The organism is Thalassospira sp. NFXS8 (assembly GCF_040148805.1).
In the GTDB taxonomy this organism is placed as follows: Bacteria; Pseudomonadota; Alphaproteobacteria; order Rhodospirillales; family Thalassospiraceae; genus Thalassospira.
Map to the genome: position 1 here is coordinate 1 of NZ_JAGEMF010000007.1, position 21,495 is coordinate 21,495.

At 51.5% G+C, this 21,495-nt stretch carries 17 protein-coding genes; 7 read left to right on the forward strand and 10 right to left on the reverse strand.

Annotation, left to right across the window (positions count from 1 at the left end):
• Positions 1–495: 495 nt before the first annotated feature.
• The 3 genes from J4E05_RS22790 to J4E05_RS22800 are packed head-to-tail and all read right to left on the reverse strand — an operon-like array spanning position 496 to position 3,368.
• Entirely contained in the window at positions 496–795 is a 300-nt protein-coding gene (locus tag J4E05_RS22790; RefSeq protein WP_085595829.1) for an antibiotic biosynthesis monooxygenase, read from the reverse strand.
• A 59-nt stretch (positions 796–854) separates the two neighbouring features.
• Complete coding sequence (gene lsrK / locus J4E05_RS22795; protein WP_349600499.1) at positions 855–2,420, reverse strand: autoinducer-2 kinase; 1,566 nt, start codon at positions 2,418–2,420, stop codon at positions 855–857.
• A 3-nt stretch (positions 2,421–2,423) separates the two neighbouring features.
• The gene (locus J4E05_RS22800; protein ID WP_349600502.1) at positions 2,424–3,368 is read right to left on the reverse strand and encodes a sugar-binding domain-containing protein; all 945 of its coding nucleotides are present in this window, start codon (positions 3,366–3,368) and stop codon (positions 2,424–2,426) included.
• Between the two features lie 231 nt (positions 3,369–3,599).
• Here J4E05_RS22800 and lsrA point away from each other — a divergent pair, with 231 nt between their 5' ends.
• The 7 genes from lsrA to J4E05_RS22835 all read left to right on the forward strand — a co-directional run bounded on the left by lsrA (position 3,600) and on the right by J4E05_RS22835 (position 12,343).
• Entirely contained in the window at positions 3,600–5,111 is a 1,512-nt protein-coding gene (gene lsrA / locus J4E05_RS22805; protein ID WP_349600505.1) for an autoinducer 2 ABC transporter ATP-binding protein LsrA, read from the forward strand.
• On the forward strand, positions 5,104–6,156 hold the full coding sequence (gene lsrC, locus J4E05_RS22810; RefSeq protein WP_349600508.1) for an autoinducer 2 ABC transporter permease LsrC: 1,053 nt from the start codon (positions 5,104–5,106) through the stop codon (positions 6,154–6,156). The genes lsrA and lsrC overlap by 8 nt, the downstream gene beginning before the upstream one ends.
• Positions 6,153–7,154: an ABC transporter permease subunit gene (locus J4E05_RS22815; RefSeq protein WP_349600511.1), complete on the forward strand. Its 1,002-nt coding sequence runs from the start codon at positions 6,153–6,155 to the stop codon at positions 7,152–7,154. The genes lsrC and J4E05_RS22815 overlap by 4 nt, the downstream gene beginning before the upstream one ends.
• A gap of 11 nt (positions 7,155–7,165) precedes the next feature.
• Positions 7,166–8,194 carry an autoinducer 2 ABC transporter substrate-binding protein LsrB gene (gene lsrB / locus J4E05_RS22820; protein ID WP_349600513.1) on the forward strand — a complete coding sequence of 343 codons (1,029 nt, stop codon included), beginning with the start codon at positions 7,166–7,168 and terminating at the stop codon, positions 8,192–8,194.
• Between the two features lie 104 nt (positions 8,195–8,298).
• On the forward strand, positions 8,299–9,546 hold the full coding sequence (locus J4E05_RS22825) for a class II aldolase (RefSeq protein WP_349600516.1): 1,248 nt from the start codon (positions 8,299–8,301) through the stop codon (positions 9,544–9,546).
• An 800-nt stretch (positions 9,547–10,346) separates the two neighbouring features.
• Positions 10,347–11,498, forward strand: a complete 1,152-nt coding sequence (locus J4E05_RS22830) for a tetratricopeptide repeat protein (protein WP_349600519.1) — start codon at positions 10,347–10,349, stop codon at positions 11,496–11,498.
• Positions 11,495–12,343 (forward strand): alpha/beta hydrolase, encoded by an 849-nt coding sequence (locus tag J4E05_RS22835; protein ID WP_349600522.1) that lies wholly within the window; start codon positions 11,495–11,497, stop codon positions 12,341–12,343. Before J4E05_RS22830 ends, J4E05_RS22835 begins: the two co-directional genes overlap by 4 nt.
• 13 nt (positions 12,344–12,356) lie before the next feature.
• On the opposite strand, the gene J4E05_RS22840 is transcribed toward J4E05_RS22835, so the two are convergent.
• The 7 genes from J4E05_RS22840 to J4E05_RS22870 form a co-directional block, all read right to left on the reverse strand.
• Positions 12,357–14,477: a sulfotransferase gene (locus J4E05_RS22840; protein WP_349600524.1), complete on the reverse strand. Its 2,121-nt coding sequence runs from the start codon at positions 14,475–14,477 to the stop codon at positions 12,357–12,359.
• A 153-nt stretch (positions 14,478–14,630) separates the two neighbouring features.
• Positions 14,631–16,355, reverse strand: a complete 1,725-nt coding sequence (locus J4E05_RS22845) for an autotransporter family protein (protein WP_349600527.1) — start codon at positions 16,353–16,355, stop codon at positions 14,631–14,633.
• Positions 16,356–16,923: 568 nt separating this feature from the next.
• Entirely contained in the window at positions 16,924–17,154 is a 231-nt protein-coding gene (locus J4E05_RS22850) for a hypothetical protein (RefSeq protein WP_349600530.1), read from the reverse strand.
• Between the two features lie 183 nt (positions 17,155–17,337).
• A complete protein-coding gene (locus J4E05_RS22855; protein WP_349600533.1) occupies positions 17,338–18,114 on the reverse strand; it encodes an ATP-binding cassette domain-containing protein in 777 nt (258 codons plus the stop codon).
• 71 nt (positions 18,115–18,185) lie between these two features.
• Positions 18,186–19,127, reverse strand: a complete 942-nt coding sequence (locus J4E05_RS22860) for an ABC transporter substrate-binding protein (protein ID WP_349600536.1) — start codon at positions 19,125–19,127, stop codon at positions 18,186–18,188.
• A 54-nt stretch (positions 19,128–19,181) separates the two neighbouring features.
• Positions 19,182–20,240, reverse strand: a complete 1,059-nt coding sequence (locus J4E05_RS22865) for an ABC transporter permease (RefSeq protein ID WP_246833052.1) — start codon at positions 20,238–20,240, stop codon at positions 19,182–19,184.
• Positions 20,241–20,577: 337 nt separating this feature from the next.
• Positions 20,578–21,471: a GntR family transcriptional regulator gene (locus tag J4E05_RS22870; RefSeq protein ID WP_349600540.1), complete on the reverse strand. Its 894-nt coding sequence runs from the start codon at positions 21,469–21,471 to the stop codon at positions 20,578–20,580.
• Positions 21,472–21,495 lie beyond the last annotated feature (24 nt).

The following is a 21,495-nucleotide window of genomic DNA, read 5'->3' on the forward strand; positions in this document are numbered from 1 at the left end:
TCAATTGAGGCCAAAACCCCAACAAACCAAAAGGTCCGTCGTCTCCAGGATGCACAGACTGTAGCGCCATAACGCCGCCCGCGCATCCCTTCCTACTGATCAACAATGTCAAAGAACTCCGGGGAAATCCCCGCCCCGATCAGTCCGCGTCGCCCTAGTTACCAGCGCCGCACCCCGTCGGTGGAGGCGGGTTATAGGCACCTATCGCTAACCTGTAAACACCTTTTTTAAACAAAAATCACGTTTGTGACGTTTTTTTAAAAAAACCGCCGAAAACTGCGAAACTGAAAGAATGACTAATCGCAACTGACCCAACAAAATCGCAACCAATGACCGCAATGAGAATACAAAACAGGCATACAAAGCCCAAAAAGCACGTTCAATACCCGTGCGGTACCAGAAGAAAACCTGGTGATTCGCCGGGGTGAAACAGAAAAAGCCCCTGCCGATAAAGGCAAAGGCTTTTCGAAAGCGGCACAGAGACAGACGCAGTGGCTATATATAGTCAGCCATTTCAGCGTTATAGAACGTTTTGGTACGCGGCCCGTTAATAATAGGGTCGATAAGGCGCACACACTCCTTATAATGTGCCGTGCCCCGATGAATATCGAGTGCGGCATCATCGCGGAAGACTTCATAGATGGTAAATTTATGAGGATTTTCCGGGTCCCGCAGGACATCAAACCGCAAATTGCCTTCTTCCTTGCGCGATCCTTCGTAATTGATCCGGAAGGCTTCGATGAATTCATCAACATGGCCTTCTTTAACATCGATATGAACCATTTGTACGAGCATGGTTTTTCCTGTGGTTATGAAAATTTATAAGAGACACGGAAACGGGATAGCCATCAGACCTAAAGCCCCGGTGCTTTCCACATTGAGGTTGTCACACCCTGATCGACCAAAGAGAGCTGCGCAGCATAGGCAGCGGCCCAACGATCGCCAATGGCATCATAATCGGATTTAAGAGCGGGATCGGGATCAAAGGCACCATCCCAAACCACCCATTCACGACCCAGCCCAGCCAGATCTTTGTAAAACCCGCCACCAACTGCCGCAGCGGCCGCACAACCAAGCGCCGTTGCTTCTTTTACCTTCGGGGTTTTCACGCAAAGCCCGGTAACATCAGCCAGCATTTGCGCCCAGTGCGAGCTTTTCGCCGCCCCGGCCGCAAAGACAATATGATCGGGCGTCTGACCTGATAAATTAAAAATTGACCGCAAATTGCGTGCGGCCACGACACAGGCATTTTCCTGCAAGGCGCGAAACATTACGGCCTTACCTGATTTTTCAGGATCGAGACTGAGATTTAGAAACGATGGAGCCGCGTGATACCAGGCACCATAGCGCATGACATCGGAAAAGACCGGAATAACACCATGCGCCCCCAGCGGCACATTTGCAGATTTCTGTTCCAGCAGCGTATAGGCCTGCCCCGGATCGCTGACCTGCGCCAGTTCTTCCTGACCAAACGTATCTCGAAACCAGCGCATGACGGCACCAACAAAGAAACTGATCGCTTCGGCCTGATTAAGCCCCGCGATAACGTGGGGATTGATCCGCACATTCATATCCGGATCAATTAATGCAGGTCCCACATTTACAATTTGCTGCCAGAAAGTACCGCCCATAACCGCGCAATCACCAAGCCCGGTAACCCCGAGGCCGACAGTGCCCATTTGGCAATCGCCGCCGCCCACAACAACAACGACATCCGTTGACAGGCCGGTTTCAGCACTGGCCTTTGGCATAACGGTGCCAACGGCGGTTCCTGTTTCGCAGGATTGGGGAAAGATATCATCACGCAAGCCCAAACGGGACATGGCAGAAGGCAGCCAGTCGCGTTCACGCAAACCAAAAATGCCCGTGGTACCGGCATTGGACGGATCAGAAACAATCACACCTGAAAGGCGGGCAACGACCCAGTCCGACAGCATACAGATTTTATCAATACGGTCGTAAATATCGGGCATTTGCTGCTTGAGCCACAACAAACGCGGCAAAGCCCCCAGGGCAAACGTTTGCCCGGTCTTGCGATACAGGTCCTGCTCGACACCGGGAAAATCAGCCTTTAACTGGCGAACCTGATCGACCGCACGCCCATCAACATTGGCGCAAGCCCAGATTTCCATGCCATCGCGATCAAATGCCACAAAGGCCTCGCGCATACTGGTGGCGCTGACTGCGGCAATATCAGCACCCGTAATACCGGCCTGATCAAGCGCACCTTTAATACAGTCGCACAAAAGCGCCCAATTGCCTTCAACATCAAAATCCATCGAACCTGGATAACGAGGGTCGCTTTTATGCCACCACTCGCGCTGGGTTGCGCCCAGTTGCCGCCCGTCCTGATCAAACACCACAGCCCGACCACTGCCGGTTCCGGCATCGATGGCTAAAAGATAATCGCCTTTTGCCATATTCTAGTTTTCCTCCAACAATTTCTCGGCCGTCTTTTCATCCGTAATCAGGATGTCGACATATTTGCCTTTAAGGGCCGATTGAATGGCGCGAACCTTGGACAGCCCGCCCGCCGCGGCGATAACATTTTCCGAACTTGACAACGCATTAAGCCGTGCCCCTACCACACGCTGATGAAGGGGAAGATCAAGCGCATCGCCATTGTCATCAAAGAACTGACAGAGAATATCGCCCACAGCACCCTTGCGCCGCAGCGGTTCGACCTCGCCCGGGGTGATATAACCACTGCGTACAACAGTGGAATCGGCATTCAGTTCGCCAATACCAACCAGCTGATAAGCCGCGTTTAGCGCCATCTCCAGAACAACGGCAATGCCGGGCTCCGCCATAAGGGCAGACGCGACATTTTGATCGGACACGACAAGAGGTGCTGGCACCAGATGGACACTGCTGCCCCAGTTTGCCGTACGCATACCATCAACATACGTGGCGACACCGCCGGTCAGGCTGACCAGAGAAACATTTCGTTCATTGGCCATATGACCAAGCCGCTGAATAGTATGACTGACTGTCGCCCCCCAGCCCACCGCCAACAAATCGTCGGGGCGCAAGCGTTGCATTAAAAACTGTGCCGCAGCCTGCCCCAGCCGCTCGCTAAGATCACCATCCTCGAGATGAGGCACCACACGCACTTCGCGCAAACCCCAGCGACCTTGCAGACGTTGCTCATATTCGAGGCATCCCTGATGACGGGAATTAATGCGCACCTGAATGATTCCGGTGCGCCGACCACTTTCAAGCAGACGCGAAACCTTGATCCGTGAAAGCCCCAGCTTCTCGCCAATTTCGCCCTGGGTCAGACCGTCATTATAATAATACCATGCGATGCGGGTGAGAGTTTCCTCTTCCGCATCAGCATAGCTCCAGTCTGTGTTATCTGACACCATAAACGTCATCCCAGCTTCATGTTATTTGTTCATTTGATTATTCATTAAACAAATGATCACGTCAACTGTTCCAATTTCAAAATTCTTTTTCTTGTGAAAACTGGCAAAAATTCAACAAATTAGTCAAAAATTACCGCATTGCACAATAAACACTCCCCATAAATCAGGTTGACGTCAATCCATCAATGTGATCACATGTTTTACATAAGAACAAATGAACAGGTTGCAGGGATGGAACGGAACAATAACGACGTCGCAGCCGTCCGCGTAAACGACATATGGAAATCATATGGCGGGACAACGGTTTTAAAAGGGGTTGATATTACCCTGCTACCTGGACAGGTTCATGCCTTGTTAGGCGGCAATGGTGCTGGCAAATCAACATTGATGAAATCAATTGCCGGTCTGGTTAACCCGGAATCAGGCAGCATCGAAATCAACGGCCAAACCCTGAACAATGCCTCCCCGGCAGCGGCACAGGCACTGGGGCTTTATCTGGTTCCGCAAGAAGCCCATATTTTACCGAACCAGTCTGTTTTGGAAAACATATGCCTTGGCCTGCGCGCTACAGCCAAATCCCTGCGTAACGATGTTGAAAAACTGGTGGCGGAACTTGCCGTAAAACTTGATCTGGATGCCCAGGCCGCAACCCTTGAGATTGCCGACCGACAGATTGTTGAAATTTTACGCGGGCTGATACGCAAGGCGCGAGTTTTGATTTTGGACGAACCAACATCAGCACTTACCCCGCACGAAGCCAATGCCCTGTTTGATCGGGTTCGGCAATTGCAATCCCAGGGGGTTGGCATTTTCTTTATTTCGCACAAATTGCGCGAAATTCGTGAAATTTGCGACGTTATCAGCGTATTACGCGACGGTGCCATCGTTCTTTACGGCACGCTGGAAGAATATAACGACCAGCAAATTGTCGAAGCGATGACAAAAACTGCTGGTACCAGCCAGATTACCACATCCCAAAGCCGGCAAAACCACAAGGATTTCACCAGTGACGCTTGCGTTCTGGAACTTGATCATTTTAGTGGCGAAGGATTTCGCGATATTTCCTTTACCGTACATGCGGGCGAAATTGTCGGGCTTGCAGGTGTCGTTGGAGCCGGGAGGTCGGAACTGGCAGAGACCCTGTTTGGCCTACGCCCGGCAAATGATGGCACTGTTCGGTTGTTGGGGCAGGAGCTTACCAAACGGTCACCGCGTCATTGTGTCGATGCCGGCCTTGTTTACCTGCCCGAAGATCGCCAGCAAAACGGCCTGTTTCTGGAAGCATCGCTGGCGTGGAACATGTCGGGCTATACGATGCACCGGCTGGGTTTTTTCCCCAGATCACGACGGGAAACAGGCGAATTTTCGGAATTTCGCGATGCGCTTGGTATAAAGTGCGAAGGCCCCGGCCAATCCGCCGGGCGCCTTTCAGGCGGGAACCAGCAAAAAGTTCTGTTGGCCAAATGTCTGGCTGCAAACCCGCGGGTTCTTATTCTGGATGAACCAACACGCGGGGTAGATGTTGCGGCCCGCAACGATATTTACCGTCTTATTCATCAACTAGCCGACAAGGGGATGGGCGTGTTGCTGATTTCGTCGGATTTTGACGAAATTGAACAGCTTGCGAACCGTGTTGTTGTGATGGCGCACGGGCATCAATGCGGCGAGCTTTCAAGCCATGCCATCAATGTCGATGCCATTGCCCATTTAGCCTTTGAATCCGGAGCGGCAAGCCATGCTTGATTTTTTCGCCCGTAACCGTGTTGCGACCCTTTTTGGCGTTACCGTTCTGACCTTTATTCTGATCGGCATGGCGGCCCCTGGTTACCTTTCGCTTTCGACCGCATCGGTTATCATGTCCAACAGCCTAGTTCTGATGACCGTGGCATTGGGCACCATGCTGGTCATTCTGACGCGAAATATTGATGTATCGAGCGGCTCGGTACTGGGTCTAAGCGCCGTTATTCTGGGTTTGCTGTTAAACAACGATGTCGGGCTGGTTCCCGCCATCATTGTTTGCCTGATCTCCGGTGCTTTGGCTGGTCTGTTTAACGGTATATTGGTCACGTTTTTCAGTGTGCCCTCCATTATTGCAACATTGGGGACATTGGGCCTGTTTCGGGGCATCATGCTGATCCTGACCGGCGGCAAATGGATCGAGGAACTACCCCAATCACTTAAATTTCTGGCTGAGAATGGCAGCATCGGAATTTCGGTTCTGACAGTGGCTGTCATAATTGCTCTTGCCGGAGTATGGGCAATTACCCGCCATACCCGTTTTGGTCGCTATTTTTATGCGGTTGGTGACAATCGCGAAGCAGCACGACATTTGGGCATTCGGGTTAATCTGGTGCAAATCAGCGCCTTTGTTGCCGCGGGTGTTCTGGCGGCCCTTGCCGGTATTATTTTTGCCGCCCAAATCGGATTTATCCCCAATCAGGCCGGTAATGGCGTTGAACTTAAGGCGATCGCGGCAAATGTGTTGGGTGGCGTCAGCCTGTTGGGCGGCAGCGGGTCGGTTCCAGGTGTTTTTGTCGGGGTTATCTTTATGACCTCAATCGATAGCGCCCTGGTCTTTTTGAAAATCCCGGCCTTCTGGAACGATTTTATTGCCGGTGCCGTGTTGCTGCTGGTGTTGCTGCTTGACGGTCGCGTAAGGATCGCGGTTGAAAAAGCCATCCGCGCCAAACGCTATGCTGTCCACACACCGAACCAGACAACAGTTCCCCCCGCAAAACCGGCAACAAAACCGGCCACAGCCCCCACCGCGCAGGAGAACACCCAATGAAACGTATTTTTCTGCGCTGGGAAATGGCGTTGTTTGCCATGCTTGTGGCCGAATTCGCAATTTTCGGCGCCATTAACCCGCGGTTTTTAAACCTCTCGAACCTGCTTTACAGTACCAGTGACTTTGCCCAGATTGGCATTGTCGCCTTACCGCTGACCATCGTGATCATCGCCGGGGGCATTGATGTATCGTTTGCATCGACTGTTGGTCTGTGCGCGATCATTTTTGGTATTGCCAACTTCTTTGGGCTGCCGCTGTCGCTGTGTATTGCCGCCGCCCTTGGTGCCGGGGCCGTTGCGGGGCTGTTTAATGCCAGCATGATCCATTTATCCCGTATTCAGCCTTTGGTGGTCACCCTTGGCAGTCTTTATCTGTTTAGCGGAGCAGCAACGGTTCTTTCCGGTGTGGTCGGCGCGGGAGGATACGAAGGCATTGGCAACTTCCCCGACAGCTTTACCAGCTTTGCCTATCTGGAAGTCGCAAGTCTGCCCGCACCGTTTGTGGTGTTGCTGGTTGAGGCCGTCATCCTGTTCGTGATCCTGCATTTTTCCCGTTTTGGCCGGGCAGTGTTTTTATGCGGACTAAGCGAACATGCCGCCCGCTATAGCGGACTTCCCATTCGCACCATTCAAACCATCACCTATGTGATGACCGGTGTTTTCGCCGGTGTCGCAGGGCTGGTGTTGTCCGCCTATTTCGGGTCTGCCCGGGTAGACCTGGGTACGGCAACATTGTTGCCTGCCATTACCGCCGCCGTTTTGGGCGGGGCATCCATTTACGGCGGACAAGGATCCATTATCGGCACCCTTATGGCCACACTGGTCATTGGTTATTTGCAGCAGGGCCTGCAAATGAGCGGGGTTCCCAGTCAAATTTCCAGCGCGCTCTCAGGTGCGTTGCTGGTGGTTGCGGTAGCATTGCGCCACGGAAGCGCAGTGCTTACCAGCTTTGTCGCTGCGCGAATAATGGCGACGAACCGGAAACGCGCAGCATCGTGAGGAGGAACGACATGTTTGGACGTCACTTTAAATGGACTATCGCTGCAGCGGTCACGGGGTCGATCCTTGCCGCAGCATCGCCTGCCCTTGCTGAAAACCAGATTGCCTTTATCCCGAAACTTGTCGGGGTTGGCTTTTTCACCAGCGGCGGTAACGGCGCATTGGAGGCCGGCAAGGAACTGAACGAAAAAGTCACCTATGACGGCCCGACCGAACCCAGTGTTTCCGGCCAGGTGCAGTTTGTGAACAACTTCGTCAATCAGGGTTACAATGCGCTGATCCTGTCATCCGTTTCGCCCGATGGCCTCTGCCCGGCATTGCAGCGCGCCATGAAGCGCGATGTTCTGGTCATGACCTGGGACAGCGATGTTAAACCTGAATGCCGCAGCTATTATGTCAATCAGGGCACCCCGGAACAACTGGGCGGCCTTTTGGTCGATATGGCAAATGACGGCATTAAAAAAGAAAAAGCCAAGGTTGCCTTTTTCTATTCCAGCCCGACGGTAACTGACCAGAACGCCTGGGCCAATGCCGCCAAGGCCAAAATTGCCAAAGAACATCCGGGTTGGGAAATTGTTACCACCCAGTATGGTTATAATGATGCGCAAAAATCGCTTCAAACTGCGGAAAGCATCCTGAAGGCCTATCCGGATCTGGATGCCATTATCGCCCCGGATGCAAATGCCCTTCCGGCATCGGCACAGGCAGCTGAAAACCTGGATCGTGCGGGCAAGGTTGCCATTGTCGGGTTCAGCACCCCGAACGTCATGCGCCCCTATGTCAAACGCGGCACAGTGGAACGTTTTGGCCTGTGGGATGTAACCCAGCAGGGCAAGATCGCAGTTTATGTTGCTGATCATGTTCTTAAAGACGGCCCGATGAATGTTGGCGACAAACTCGACATTCCGGGCATCGGCACCGTCGAAGTTTCGCCAAACAGCGTTCAGGGCTACGACTATGAAGCGGATGGCAACGGGATCATTTTGCTGCCGCAACGTACCGTCTTCACCAAGGACAATATCGACGATTTTGATTTCTGATTTCCAAACCCGGAAATCATGGCGCGGCACCGCCCTCCCTCGGTGTCGCGCCACCTTATTTGTTTGTCAGATTATTTTTTGTCTTCAATTAACGGAAACGGCCCATGAAAAACCTTTGGAATGATCAGGACGCCCAATTTTATATCGATCAGGCCGTAAAACAGGGCCAACCCGCCGATCTTGGACTACGGGTTTACACATCCCGCATTATCGGGCAGGTGCCCGACCTTGTATTGCACGGAGGTGGCAATACATCGGTCAAGATCACACAGGACGATGGCACCCGGATCCTCCATGTCAAAGGCAGTGGCTGGGACCTTGAAACCATCGAGGCACCGGGTCTGCCCGGCGTATATCTGCAGCCGCTTTACGATGCCCGCCATGCCGGCAAATTGACGGACCCGGAAATGGTTTCCTTGCTGCGTCGCAATTTGCTGGATGCCGATGCGCCGAACCCGTCGGTCGAGGCATTGTTGCATGCCTACCTGCCCGACACATTTGTGGATCATACCCATTCCACCGCCGTGCTGGTGCTGGCCGATCAGGAAAATTCCGAACAGATCATGCGCGAGATTTACGGCGACCGGTTGGCATTTTTGCCCTATGTGATGCCGGGTTATGATTTGTCCATCGCCGGGGCCGACCTGTTTGACCAGTTCCCGAACTGTCAGGGATTGTGGCTTAAAAACCACGGTTTATTTACCTTTGGGGCGACAGCAAAACAATCATATGATCGCATGATTGATTTTGTTACCGAGGCCGAAGAATACATTGCCGCCAAAGGTATTGCCCTGCCCGGCCCCGAAATTTCCGATACCACCCTGGCCCCGGCGATTGAAGCCCGGTTGGCCGCAGCCCTGCAAAAAGGGGCGTCACCATTTGCCGCCAACATCGCACTGGACTTTCGCAGCACCCCGTCGATCCGGGCTTATCTGGAAAACCCGGAGCTTGAAAAAATTGCCCAACGCGGCACAGCCACACCGGACCATGTTATCCGGATTAAACCATTTCCCATGATTATTGATGCCGATGCGGATGAAAGTACCATTTTGGCCGCAATTGATGATTATCAGGGAAAATACAGTGCCTATTTCAATCGCAATGCACCCAATGCCAGCGAGCCAAAAGTGCAGCTGGACCCTTGGCCCCGTATTGTCATGATCAGAAATATCGGGCTGGTGGGTTTGGGCAAGGATGCAAAAGCCGCAGCCATTGCCGGTGATCTGGGCGAACAAACCGCCCGCATCATTAATGCTGCCGAAAAGATTGGCACATTCCAGCCCATCAACGAGGCTGATCTGTTTGATATGGAATACTGGTCACTTGAACAGGCGAAGCTGCAAAAAAAGTAAGTCTTTCTTACAGAGTCAGCCTGACCTTCTAGCCACCCGGCATAACCGCCAGCCGGGTGGCCTTTTTATGACATCACCCAAGCTTTGCCATTATTCGCTCACAAAATAGATAAAATTAATATTATCAAATAATTAAATCATAAAAAACGATTACCGATTAAACGAAAATCGTGAAGAAGTTGGAAATCCGGGAACAAAACGGAAAACAACTGGTAACCTCAGCGTGGTAAGCACAAACACCACGATACAAATCAGCAGGCCAGCACAGTCACGGTAGTGACATTATTTAAAATCGGCGAAATCGCCATCGCCAACAGCAATGTCAGGCCCTGCCCCCATATCGGCCCGGCATTACCCGCCGCTCACAACAAATACCCGGCAATGAGTTGGCCGTGCCGGAATTGCGCCAGACGTCGCAAAGTGGAATTAACTCGGCCCTGTGAGGGCTGGCGCGCACCGAATGCCACATTGTCAATCGTCCGCCTATGCTTGAAGTAAGTGTATTTTCCCACACAAAAACAACATTACGTCACGCACACTCAGGCTTAATGCATCACCATGATCAGAATGACCCTCCCGGCATCGGAAAATTCAAGTAAACGCACGAAACGGGTTCAAAATACAAAAGCACATACCGTCTTTTGCTCTATTCCGATGTAAACTCTGTGGTATCAAGGTGTAGAATAGAACGTCTATCACACAGTTATGAACGCGACAGGGCAATTATCCATAAACAAGACGTCCGATGATTGCCCTCACCACGGAACATATCGAACAATAATGGCAAAGCCGCATTCCCGATGAACAGCTTAACTCCGGAACAGGCCGAGGCAGAAGCCCGCGCCGCACTTGCCGCCAACAATTTCGTCAAAGCCGAAACCCTTACCCGCGCCTTGCTGACAAATGGCGGACAATTGCATATCTGGCGGCTGCTGGTTGCAACATTGCGCCGACAGGGCAAGGTGCATGAAGCACTGGAAATTCTTGACATGCTGGTGCAGCATGCACCTGGCAATCTGGATTTGCGATTTGATCTGTCTGAAGTTTTGCTCCTGATCGGAGATTTCAAACGCGGCTGGCGAGAATATCAATACCGCTACAGCCTGGATCATACCAAAATTCTGGACCGCAAGGTTCAAAAACCCTTATGGGATGGCCGGGTTATTCGCGATAAAACCTTATTGATTCATGACGAACAGGGATTTGGCGATACGTTCCAGTTTTTACGCATGGTGCCGTGGGTAAAACAGCGTAGCCAGGCCAAAATAGTTCTGCAAATTCGCCAGGAACAGGAAGGCTTTGCCAAACGCATGTCCGGGATCGATCAAATTGTTCGACAAGGCGAACTTCCACCAGCTTTTGACATGCATTGCCAAATGATGACCTTGCCAGAGGTTACCGATCTGACACTGGCCGATCTACCCGGGCAGATACCCTATATTACCGCCGACCCCCGACGCATTCGCAAATGGCAAAAACGGCTTGCAACGCTTCCTCGCCCGCTGGTTGCGCTGGTCTGGGCAGGGCGACCAACCCATTTCAATGATGCCGCACGATCCATGTCGCTGGAAAAACTGGCCCCGCTTGGCATGGATGGCATAACATTCCTGTCCGTTCAAAAAGGTGACCGTGCCAACGATGCCAATACCCCGCCAGAGGGTATGAACCTGATTAATCTTGGTCCCGAAATCTCTGATTTCGAGGATACAGCCGCCATTTTTAACGTCATCGACCTTCTGATTTCTGTCGACAGTTCACCAATCCATCTGGCAGGGGCATTGGGACGCCCCGCATGGGTCATGCTGCCTTTTGTCCCCGACTGGCGCTGGCTGCTCGATCGTGATGACACGCCATGGTATCCCAGTGTGAAACTGTTTCGTCAGTCGGCCTCTGGCGATTGGTCCGGTGTCGTACAAAACATGGCAACCGAACTGGCGAAATTGCGATCATGAGGCTCGCACACATTTTTTTACTGGTCATTGCCCTGTGGGGTCTTGCTGCCTGTAGCACCGTCCCCCAACGCGACGCCTTGCGCGACCAACTGGTTGCCAAAGCGGGTTGGTCATCTGGCGTTGTACCGTCCGGTGAATTTGATATTGCCGCATCCTGGAAAAACACAGGGCAAAGTCAAACCCTGTTTGTCTATCTGGAAGGCGATGGGCTTGCCTATATTACACCCAACCGCGCATCAACCAATCCTACACCGGATAACCCTGTTGCATTGCGCATGGCAATCGCCGATCCCCACCAGGGACCCGTGCTGTATCTCGCACGGCCATGCCAATATGTCATGCCCGATCATGGCCGTAATTGCGCGCGCCCCTACTGGACAGTTAAACGCTATGCACCGGAAATTGTCGCAAGCCTTAACACGGCCCTAAACCTTTTCAAAAACAAACTCGGCACCCGGAAACTTGTTATCGTCGGCTATTCCGGCGGTGGGGCCCTGGCAACATTACTGGCAGCCCAACGCAATGATATAGCAGGCATTGTTACAGTTGCAGCCAACCTCGACACCCGGTACTGGACTGACCGCGCGGGGGTTTCATCCCTTACGGGCTCGCTTGATCCAGCCGATTTCGCCGCCCGGCTGGGAAACCTTCCCCAGGTTCATTTTTCAGGCGTCGAAGACACAACCGTTGGGCCCGCGGTCACCCGTGCCTTTATGGCAAAATTACCCGCAAACACTCCGGTATCACACATTGAAGTGCCCCGGTTTGACCATTTCTGTTGCTGGGCGCAAAACTGGCAGCAATTAAGCATCCGCCCGGAACTAAAAACAATTCCCGGCTGGTAAGCTGTACAAATAGCTATTCATCCATGCCAAATGCAGCAAGCAATGGTGATAAATGTTTGGCGTAAGGCCGCCAACGCCCGACAGAGGTTGTATATAACGGTTCACGTACCTGATTAACGCTTGCTGTGCGGACCGGGCGCCTTGATTGATGAAACGCCAGGCAAGCTTCATTCCAGGGAACCCCGATAAAATCGGTTAGTCGCCGTGCCTCAACTGCGCAATTGGCAACAACGGCTTCGTAATCAACGTCAATAAATCGATCACCGGGTAAAACATTACGCCAATGTGCCATCAAATCGCGATATGCAAGGTAAAACTGGCCCAGCTCCGCCAGATCATAGGAAAATGACTGTTCGGCCGCGAACAACTTGCTATAGCATGACAGGCACGTGTCAATCGGGTCGCGCCTGCAATGAATGATCCGCGCATTGGGAAACATTGCATGTATCATGCCCACATGTAAAAAATTGGCTGGCATTTTATCCACCACATGGGGTCGGCCTTCCGCCATGGAGATGACCGATGCCAAATATTGCCCGGCCATTCCCGCCAGGTCTTCCATTCCCGCGCCATTACCTTGCGACATTGCAGCATCATTTTTGGCAATAATGGTACTGATATTGCGCAATTCACCAGCAGGATAAATATCCGGATGCGCCCCCAGGATCTGCTCAATCAGGGTCGTGCCCGAACGCGGCATTCCCACCACAAAAACCGGCATGGCGGAAGGGTCTCCCCGGCCTGCGCGTTCCTTTAACCATTCTTGCGAAAACCGGCTGGAAATCGATTGCAACCATCGACTGGTTTGCCCACCATCGTAATCAAAGGTTTCGCGTTTTAGTGCATTTCCTTCCGCAAGATAGCGAAAAGCATTTTCTCCATCACCAACATCAAGAAATGCTTTGCCCAATGCAAAGCACAACACCATCCGATCGATAAGCCCAAAACGCGAAATATTCTCGGCGTAGAGATGTTTCAGTGCTTCAAGTTGAGGATCTCCAACACTGAATTTTTTGATATCAGCCAACTGCCCCCAAGCCAAAACGTGTGCGGGGTCATCCGCCACAACCTCAGTCAAAATTGCAACGGCAGCCGATTTGTCATTTTGCGCGGCATACATTTCAGCCAGGTTGATACGCGCATTATTTCGTTCAAGCCCCGGCAGCGCCTGAGCCCGCGCAAAAGATTTCCTTGCATCCTCAAAACGGTTAAGTGCCTGTTGCGTTTTGCCCAATATATTGTGGGCACTGGCACTTTCCGGTGCAAACTTTACCGCTGCCATCGCAGCACGTAATGCATTGTCGGAATCTCCCCGGCGATGCAACACGGTGGCCCGTGCTGCCAATGCCGAGGGGTCTTCGGGCGCAAACCGAAGCAAGGCATCAAGACGCTGCATCGCACGGTCAAACTGCTGACGCTCGATGGCGATCTCCACAAGATTAAGATATGCCGTAACAAGTTGAGGATTAACGTCAATGGCACGCTGGGCATATGTCTCTGCCGCGTCAAACTTACCCTGCTTCATCAAAAGATTTGCCAGGTTGCTGTTCGCCTCAGCGTATCGGGGATGAAGCGCCAGCGCCATTTCATAAAAACGCTGTGCCTCATCAAAGTTTGCCGTCAGTAACAATGTATTGGCCAGATTATTGCAAGCCTCCGGGTTCTCTGGCTCCAATGCCACAACCCGCCTCAGGCATGTAATACTTTCCTCAAGTTTCCCGGATTCCTGTAAAATAATCCCCAGATTATTCCATGCACCAACCATTTCCGGCGCACGTTCAACAGCAGTCCGAGCGGCCTTTTCGGCCTCGCCCAACAATCTGTTTTGACGGCACATTTCTGCATAATTGCTAAAATAGCCCCCCGGAGAATAGGAAAACCCGCAAGCCTGACGCATATAATCCAGTGCCATATCCATCTTGTCATAAGCATGAGCAATCAAGCCCAGCAAATGAAGACATTCAATCTGTGCCGGTGACACAGCCAAAACACGGCGCGCAAAAACTTCTGCCTGCTGGGCTTGCCCGGCATTCCAGTGCGCATAAGCGCGTTCGATGGCCTGAGGAACGGTCAAATCACCCGATGCACCTGTTGAGGCAGACGACTTTGCTTTTGTTTTTGTTCGTTTCGTCATCGAGCAACCTTGTATTTTGGCAATGTTGATAAAATGGCGGCGTGAAACTGCAAATTATTCCCACCCCATGCAACACTTCGCGATAGCCAGAAAATGTTCAAGCAAAAACGGCAGCCCAAAACCAGGGCCGCCGTTTTATTAAATCATACGACCCTAAAAGTCCCAGGCGGCACGTACGGTTCCCGTCTGGCTTTGATAGCCTGACCGCAATTCACCGTCATATTCAACCCGCAAACGCGCCCCCTCCAACGTATCAAGCCCGATTGCAACACCAATCCGCGCACCATCAGATGGCAGGCGTTCGCTTTGCACCGAAAAGGCCGTGCCACCAATCCGACCCGTCGTGTCAATCGCACTGCTGGTATAATCATGTACCCAGGCCGCTGAAACTTCCGGCGACACCATGCCAAGGCCGGTATCAAACTGCCACGCCGCCTTCGCCCCGATTTCATGGGTCACGCTATCGGTATTCAGACTATCGACCGAATTATTCGCCGACCCGGCACCGGTTTCGTCATAGGCATCGTTCCGCGCATGAATCCAGCGCAGTCCAGCAAACGGCGTTACGGTTGTGCTATCGCCCAGGGCAAAGTCATAGCCCACCCGGCTGCTGGCCGAATATTGCTGGCCATCATAATCCGCGCTCGCCGTGCTGCCCAAAAAGTCGATCTGGCGTTTCTGGTCAAAATGGTTCCAGCCGGCACCCACCTGACCATCAACTGTTAAACGATCCTGCCGCCAACTGCCATACAGGGTCACCTGATAGCTATCAGTCCTGTTCGATGATCCGCTGGAATCATTGCTGCCATCGGTCCAGCTGCGCAACCAGCTAACAGCGGCCCCCGCCAACAGGTCCGGCGTTACAAAATGATCAAACCCGGTGGTTAAACCAAAGCTTTTGCTGCTAAAGCCATCCTGGTCGGAATTGCCTTCCAGATGCGCCGATCCGCCCAGAACCTGACCCCAAAGCGTGCTGTATTTGGTATCACCCCCGGCAGCAACACCGGTTGTTCCATCGCCAGCGGCACCCGCCATTGCCAAATCCTGATGGCCTTGCACGGCACCCTGAATAACCGTACTGGCCTGATTAAGAACCTGCACATTATTGGCGGCACTGGCCGGGGCCAGCTTTTTAATCGCCGATCCCTGCTGGCTGGTCGGCAAGCTATTGATTGCTGCCAAAACGTTGTTCTGGAAGGCAACCGCCTGCGGCGACGAACTGTTATTGATCTGGTCCAGTGTCGCACCAAAGGATGAACCTACACTCCCTGTGGGCGCACCAATCACTTGATACCCCCCGCCAGACTGCTTGGTGATTGTTACAACAAGATCCTTACCCGCGGTTGCGGTGGTCGCCCCGAGCCCCGAAGTGCCGACAACCGAGGCTGTCGAAATCGCGTATGTCCCGGTACCGCCCGCCCCAACAATGGTGTAAGTATCGCCCACCGACAAATTGTTGCCCGACATCACAAGCGTGGTATTGCTGATCGCGGCATTACCTGAAACAGCCAATGACCCAAATTCAGACGAAGACGCCGCCTGCACCACTAGCCCGCCACCGGTTTGTGTATAGTTACCAGTAATGGACAAACCATTCACCAGTTTAAGGGTTGCTCCACTATTAACAACCGTATGGGCACCAACATTGATATTATCGTTGAGCAGCAAATAACCACTTGTTAAATGCAAATCCGCAAAAGCATGAACGATATTGCCGATGTTATCGGCATTGGTGCTGCCTGTTTTGCCAGTCAATACCCCATAATGAGCATCGTCCTCGCCGCCAGCGATAGAGAAAGCCCCAGGCGTAATTGATCCGACGATGGTATTATCATATCCAATGTTACCGGCGATTTTCCCGGAATTGACAATGGTCATGTCCGCGCCGGATTTATTATAAATGGCATAGTTTCCGGTACCCACGATAGTACCGCTATTTGTTATTCGCCCAATAGTACCCTCGTTATGGATCCCAGCCGTACCGGAGATAATATTAGAATTTTCGATTAAATCGATCTGCCTTCCGGCCTGATTAATAATTGCAAAGCTATTTGGAGCTACAATTGTTCCGCTGTTCGATATTGTGTTTATTGTACCATAATTACTAATTACTACATTAGTCGATGACGATATTGTTCCGCTGTTTATTATCGTCCCAATTGAAGTATTATTGAAAATTGCCGACGACGATGTCGTCGTGATTTTGCCGTTATTCGATATAGCAGAAATTGACCCAGAGTTGAAAATTGCACCAGTTGATCCTGATAACAAACCATTATTGGTAAATGTTCCGACGGTATCACCAGACACAACAGTTAAAGCCGGGGAAGAACCGGACAGCGTCCCGTCCACCGTAACAACAACATTCCCGCCGTTCCATATGGCACAAGTCCGGGAGTCCGAGATCGTCTCTCCGCCTGATAAGGCAACACAACCGGGAACAGCGCTAGCCGGTGCTGTCATTAAAGGCAAAATGCCCATTGCCGCCGTTGATACACCCAGTAAAAGCTGCCAGCGGACGGCCGAAAACCGATTTGTCATGAAAATTGCCCCCAAATAGCAAAAACAGACAGTTTTGCGAGACACCCGCGTCAACCATCCTTCTTGCCATCACTAGGCGCTTTTTAGTAAAAATTGAAAAGTAAAAAGAAACAAAAATTCTGACAAAATCAGACATTTATAAAATATCAGCCTGCGCTAATAATAGAAAATCATTATAAAATAAATCTTCAAGGTACTTTCACCACTGAAGATATTCGACAAATGTAAAAATGGCGCCCTTTGGGACGCCATTTCGAAATTTCCGTGATTGGGTTTTACAATCACCCCTTGTTTCGCACAATTGGCGCTGATCAGCCTGTCACACTGTTGTCCGATTACGCGGCACCCAGTTATCGGGCAATTCGCCCTTGATAATCAGACTTAGAATATCGTCTTTATTTACCTCGCCTACCTGATGTTCGCCGACTTTTCGGCCATTTTTCATCACCACAATACGGTCGCATAACTCGCATACATCGTCCATATCGTGGCTGATCAGAAAAATGCCGATGCCTCTTTCGCGCAGCTTTTCGATCAGTTCGGCCACCATCGCCGTTTCCGACGGGCCGAGGGCGGCAGTAGGTTCGTCCATAATGACAATGCGGGCATTAAAATAAATCGCCCGGGCAATGGCGATAACCTGACGTTGTCCGCCCGACATATTCATGACGGCTTCGGTAATGTTTTTAAAATTCGGGTTAAGACTGCGCAACGCCTTGCTGGTTTCTTCTTCCATCTTGCGATCGTCGAGCATGCCGAACCGGGTTTTAAGCTCTCGCCCCAGAAAAAGGTTGGCCGGGGCATTAAGATGATCTGCCAATGCCAGGGTTTGATAAATGGTTTCAATACCACAATGGCGGGCATCGATCGGGCTGGACATTTCAACAGCATCGCCCTGAATTTTAATTTCACCGCCGTCATAGCCCATTGCGCCGGACAGAATTTTCATCAAACAGGATTTGCCCGCGCCATTGTGCCCCAGCACCCCGACAACCTCGCCCGGATACAGGTTTAACGACACATCTTCGACAGCGTGAATTCCGCCAAAACGTTTGATGATGTTGTTCATTTCAACAACAGGGCTTTGGGCATTCATCCGATTTTCTCCAACATTGGGCAGCAGAGATGTTGCGGAAATTCATCCCGCAACATCTGGTTCTGGCAAATTTAGTACAGAACGTTCTGGGCTTCGTCGGCGTCAATATTGTCCTTGGTTACAAGAACAACACCGGTATTGATGAAACTTTCAACCTTTTCGCCCTTTAACAGGGTCGCAATGGTTTCAATGCCTTTTTCGCCCATCTGATACGACCCCTGAACCGCAATTGCATCCAGCGTTCCGTCGCGAACAAAACCTTGCAAGTCTTCGTTACCATCAAAGCCAATGGCAACAAGCTGACCTTTTTTCCCTGCCTGCACAATGGCACGGCCCATCCCGATTGCAGTGGGTTCATTGGCCCCGAAAATACCTTTGAGATCCGGGTTGGAGGCCAGCACATCGGTTGTCTGGTTCAGGGCCTTGGCCATTTGGGATTCCGAATAAAACGGCCCAACAATCTCCAGATCGGAATTGGCTTTGATATAATCGGTAAAGCCGCCTACACGGCCAATTTCCGAGCCAACACCCGCAACATAGGACATGATCGCGATTTTGCCGGTTTTACCAACCTTTTCGATCATTTTCTGTGCACACAGCTCACCCGCCTTGCGGTTATCTGTCGATAAAAATGCCTGATAATATTCCTTGCCCGCATCGGACAGCGATGAATCAACGATCACCACCGGAATACCGCTTTCATATGCCTTTTTAACCGACGGAACCAGGGCGTCAGGATCAGAAGGAGCCAGCACAATACCCGCCACCTGACGGTTAATGGCGTTTTGTACCATGTTAACTTCGTCTGCCACCGCAGATTCCGTTGCCGGGCCCTGAAAGGACATTTCATAGCCGTCAAGTTTGGCAATGGCACTTTGCGCACCTTTATGCACATTCTGCCAATAGTTGGAGCTGGTGGTTTTAACAATCACCGCAATTTCATTGCTTTGCGCTGCGGCCAGGCTGGTCATGCCCACCAATGCAACAGCCGCCCCCAAAAGTAACTTCTTCATGACTTTTTCCTCCACTGATTTGATTTTTAATTGGTCGAACTTCGCAAGAAACGATCACCGGCGATTGCGCAGGTGGTCGACATAAACAGTTCCGATAATCACGCAACCGATGATTATTTGTTGAATGAACGACGAAACACCGTTCATATTCAAACCATTACGCAAGATACCAATGACAAAGGCGCCAATCATGGTGCCCGAAATTGTGCCGACACCACCCATTAACGACGTACCGCCAATAACAGCAGCAGCAATGGCATCAAGCTCGTACATTACGCCTTCATTAGGCTGGGCCGTCACCAGGCGTGACATCAAAATAATACCGGTAATACCCGCAAGAAAACCTGATGTGGCATAGGCGAACATCTTGGTGCCATTTACATTAACACCGGCCAGACGGGAGGCTTCCTCGTTAGAGCCAACGGCATAAATATGCCGCCCAATCGACAAACGGCGTAAAACAAAAGCAACGATAATTGCCATTATGACCATAAGAACAACCGGATAGGGCACCCCGGGGAAAATCATGTGCGGCAGTCCATTAGCCCCTTTTTCGAGCATCCGGAAGAACGACCCGTTACCCAGTTCACCAAAGGCTTCGCCCAATTGCGATACAGGCGCCGCCCCGGTAAGTTGCAGGGCAACACCACGGGCAATCATCATCATCCCCAGTGTAGCAATGAACGGCGCCAGCTTAAGGCGGGTAACAACCAGACCATTGATAATGCCGCATAATGTTCCCACCAGCACACCAGCGCCCATACCGGCATAAACCGGCCAACCAGCCTTGACCAGCAAACCAGCCACCGTGCCGGATAAAGCCAGTACCGACCCCACACTAAGATCAATACCGCCCGTCAGGATCACAACCGTGACGCCAATCCCCAAAAAGGCAATCGATGTGGTTTGCAATGATACCGTCATCGCATTGCCAAGCGAAAAGAAGGCGTTGCTGGTCAGGGAAAACGCAATAATGAGAACCACAAGACTGAAAAGGGCGGCAAATTTCTGCACCAGATCCTTGCGCTCATCGCCTGTCATATTCATCCAGAACAAAAATGGCGAACGGGCACGCGGCGGTGGCGATTGCTCCGTGGTTCTTTCAGAAGTCACGACGTATTTCTCCCGATTATAATTATCGACCTGACAAACTGTCGGACCACCAGCAATCCGTGGCGGGCAAGACAGCCGTTTTTACAAACCAACCAAACCGGGAGACGGGCAAAAATTAAGCCGCCTGTTAACTGGCAAAACGCCAAAATAACAAGCACGGCCAATACAGTTGCCAAAAACGTATAAAGATAGACGCCATACCCTGGATTGATTGTTTTTTATCGTTAAAAGACATTTTTAGTCAGCCCTCGGCGCTTGTCAAATGTTTTGTATGGATTAAAAACATTTTCCTGCAAACAGGGCTATACAGGCCGGACCAGGCATGCAGTCCAGCAGGCTAATCCCAGCTTACAGATGCCAGAAGTGTTCGCCGGGCAGTTTGAAGATGCTCCCGAAACCGGATCCGGCCCACATCAAAATCGCCTACCCCCAGCGCGTCAATCACCATGAGGTGTTCTTCAACGGCATCGGCATTACGTTCTTTTTCGCCGGTCTTGTTCCAGCGATAATGGTAATGGAAAATCAACGCGACCAGATCATAAAAATCGTCCGCAAAGCGGTTGTGAAATGTCGAAATGATCAGGCGATGGAAACGGTCATCCAACCGGGGAAACTGCATGTAACGTCCGTCAATGTCTTCTTGAAGGTATCGGTGTTCATCGCCCAGTGCTGCCAGTTTTTTCCAGCTTTCATGGTCGCGGGGCAATTGAACAAATGTATCAAAGGCCCGCAGCTCGAACATCTCGCGTACGTCAAAAAGTTCCATGGCAAAATCACGGGTAAAGCCATTTAAGACCCAATAACGATTGGGTTTTTTCTCGATCAGACCAAAGCGGGAAAATCGAATCAGATATTCCCGCACCGATGAAGCACTCACCCCGAAATTTTTTGCAAGTTCACTTTCACGCAACACAGTCCCAGGCGCCAGATCCCCGCCGACAATATATTGCATGAAGGCCGGCTCAATCAAATCAGCCGTTGGGCGGGTTTCGCTGGCCTGAAAATAATCAGCCTTGGCTGGTAAACGCAAAACCGTTTTCTCGCGCCCCTTCCAATGGATAATTTTTTCCTCGGCAAGGTGGTCCAGAACCGCACGAACCGTACTGCGGCTAATTGACCATTTGGCCGCCATTTCCTTTTCGGGCGGCAAGCACGCCTCGGCCCCAAGTGAAAGAATATAGTCGAGGCAGGCGTTATAGGTTTCCTTGTATGTCCTGTTGGTTTTTGCCACGTCTTTTCCGTTTCCCCGCACGTT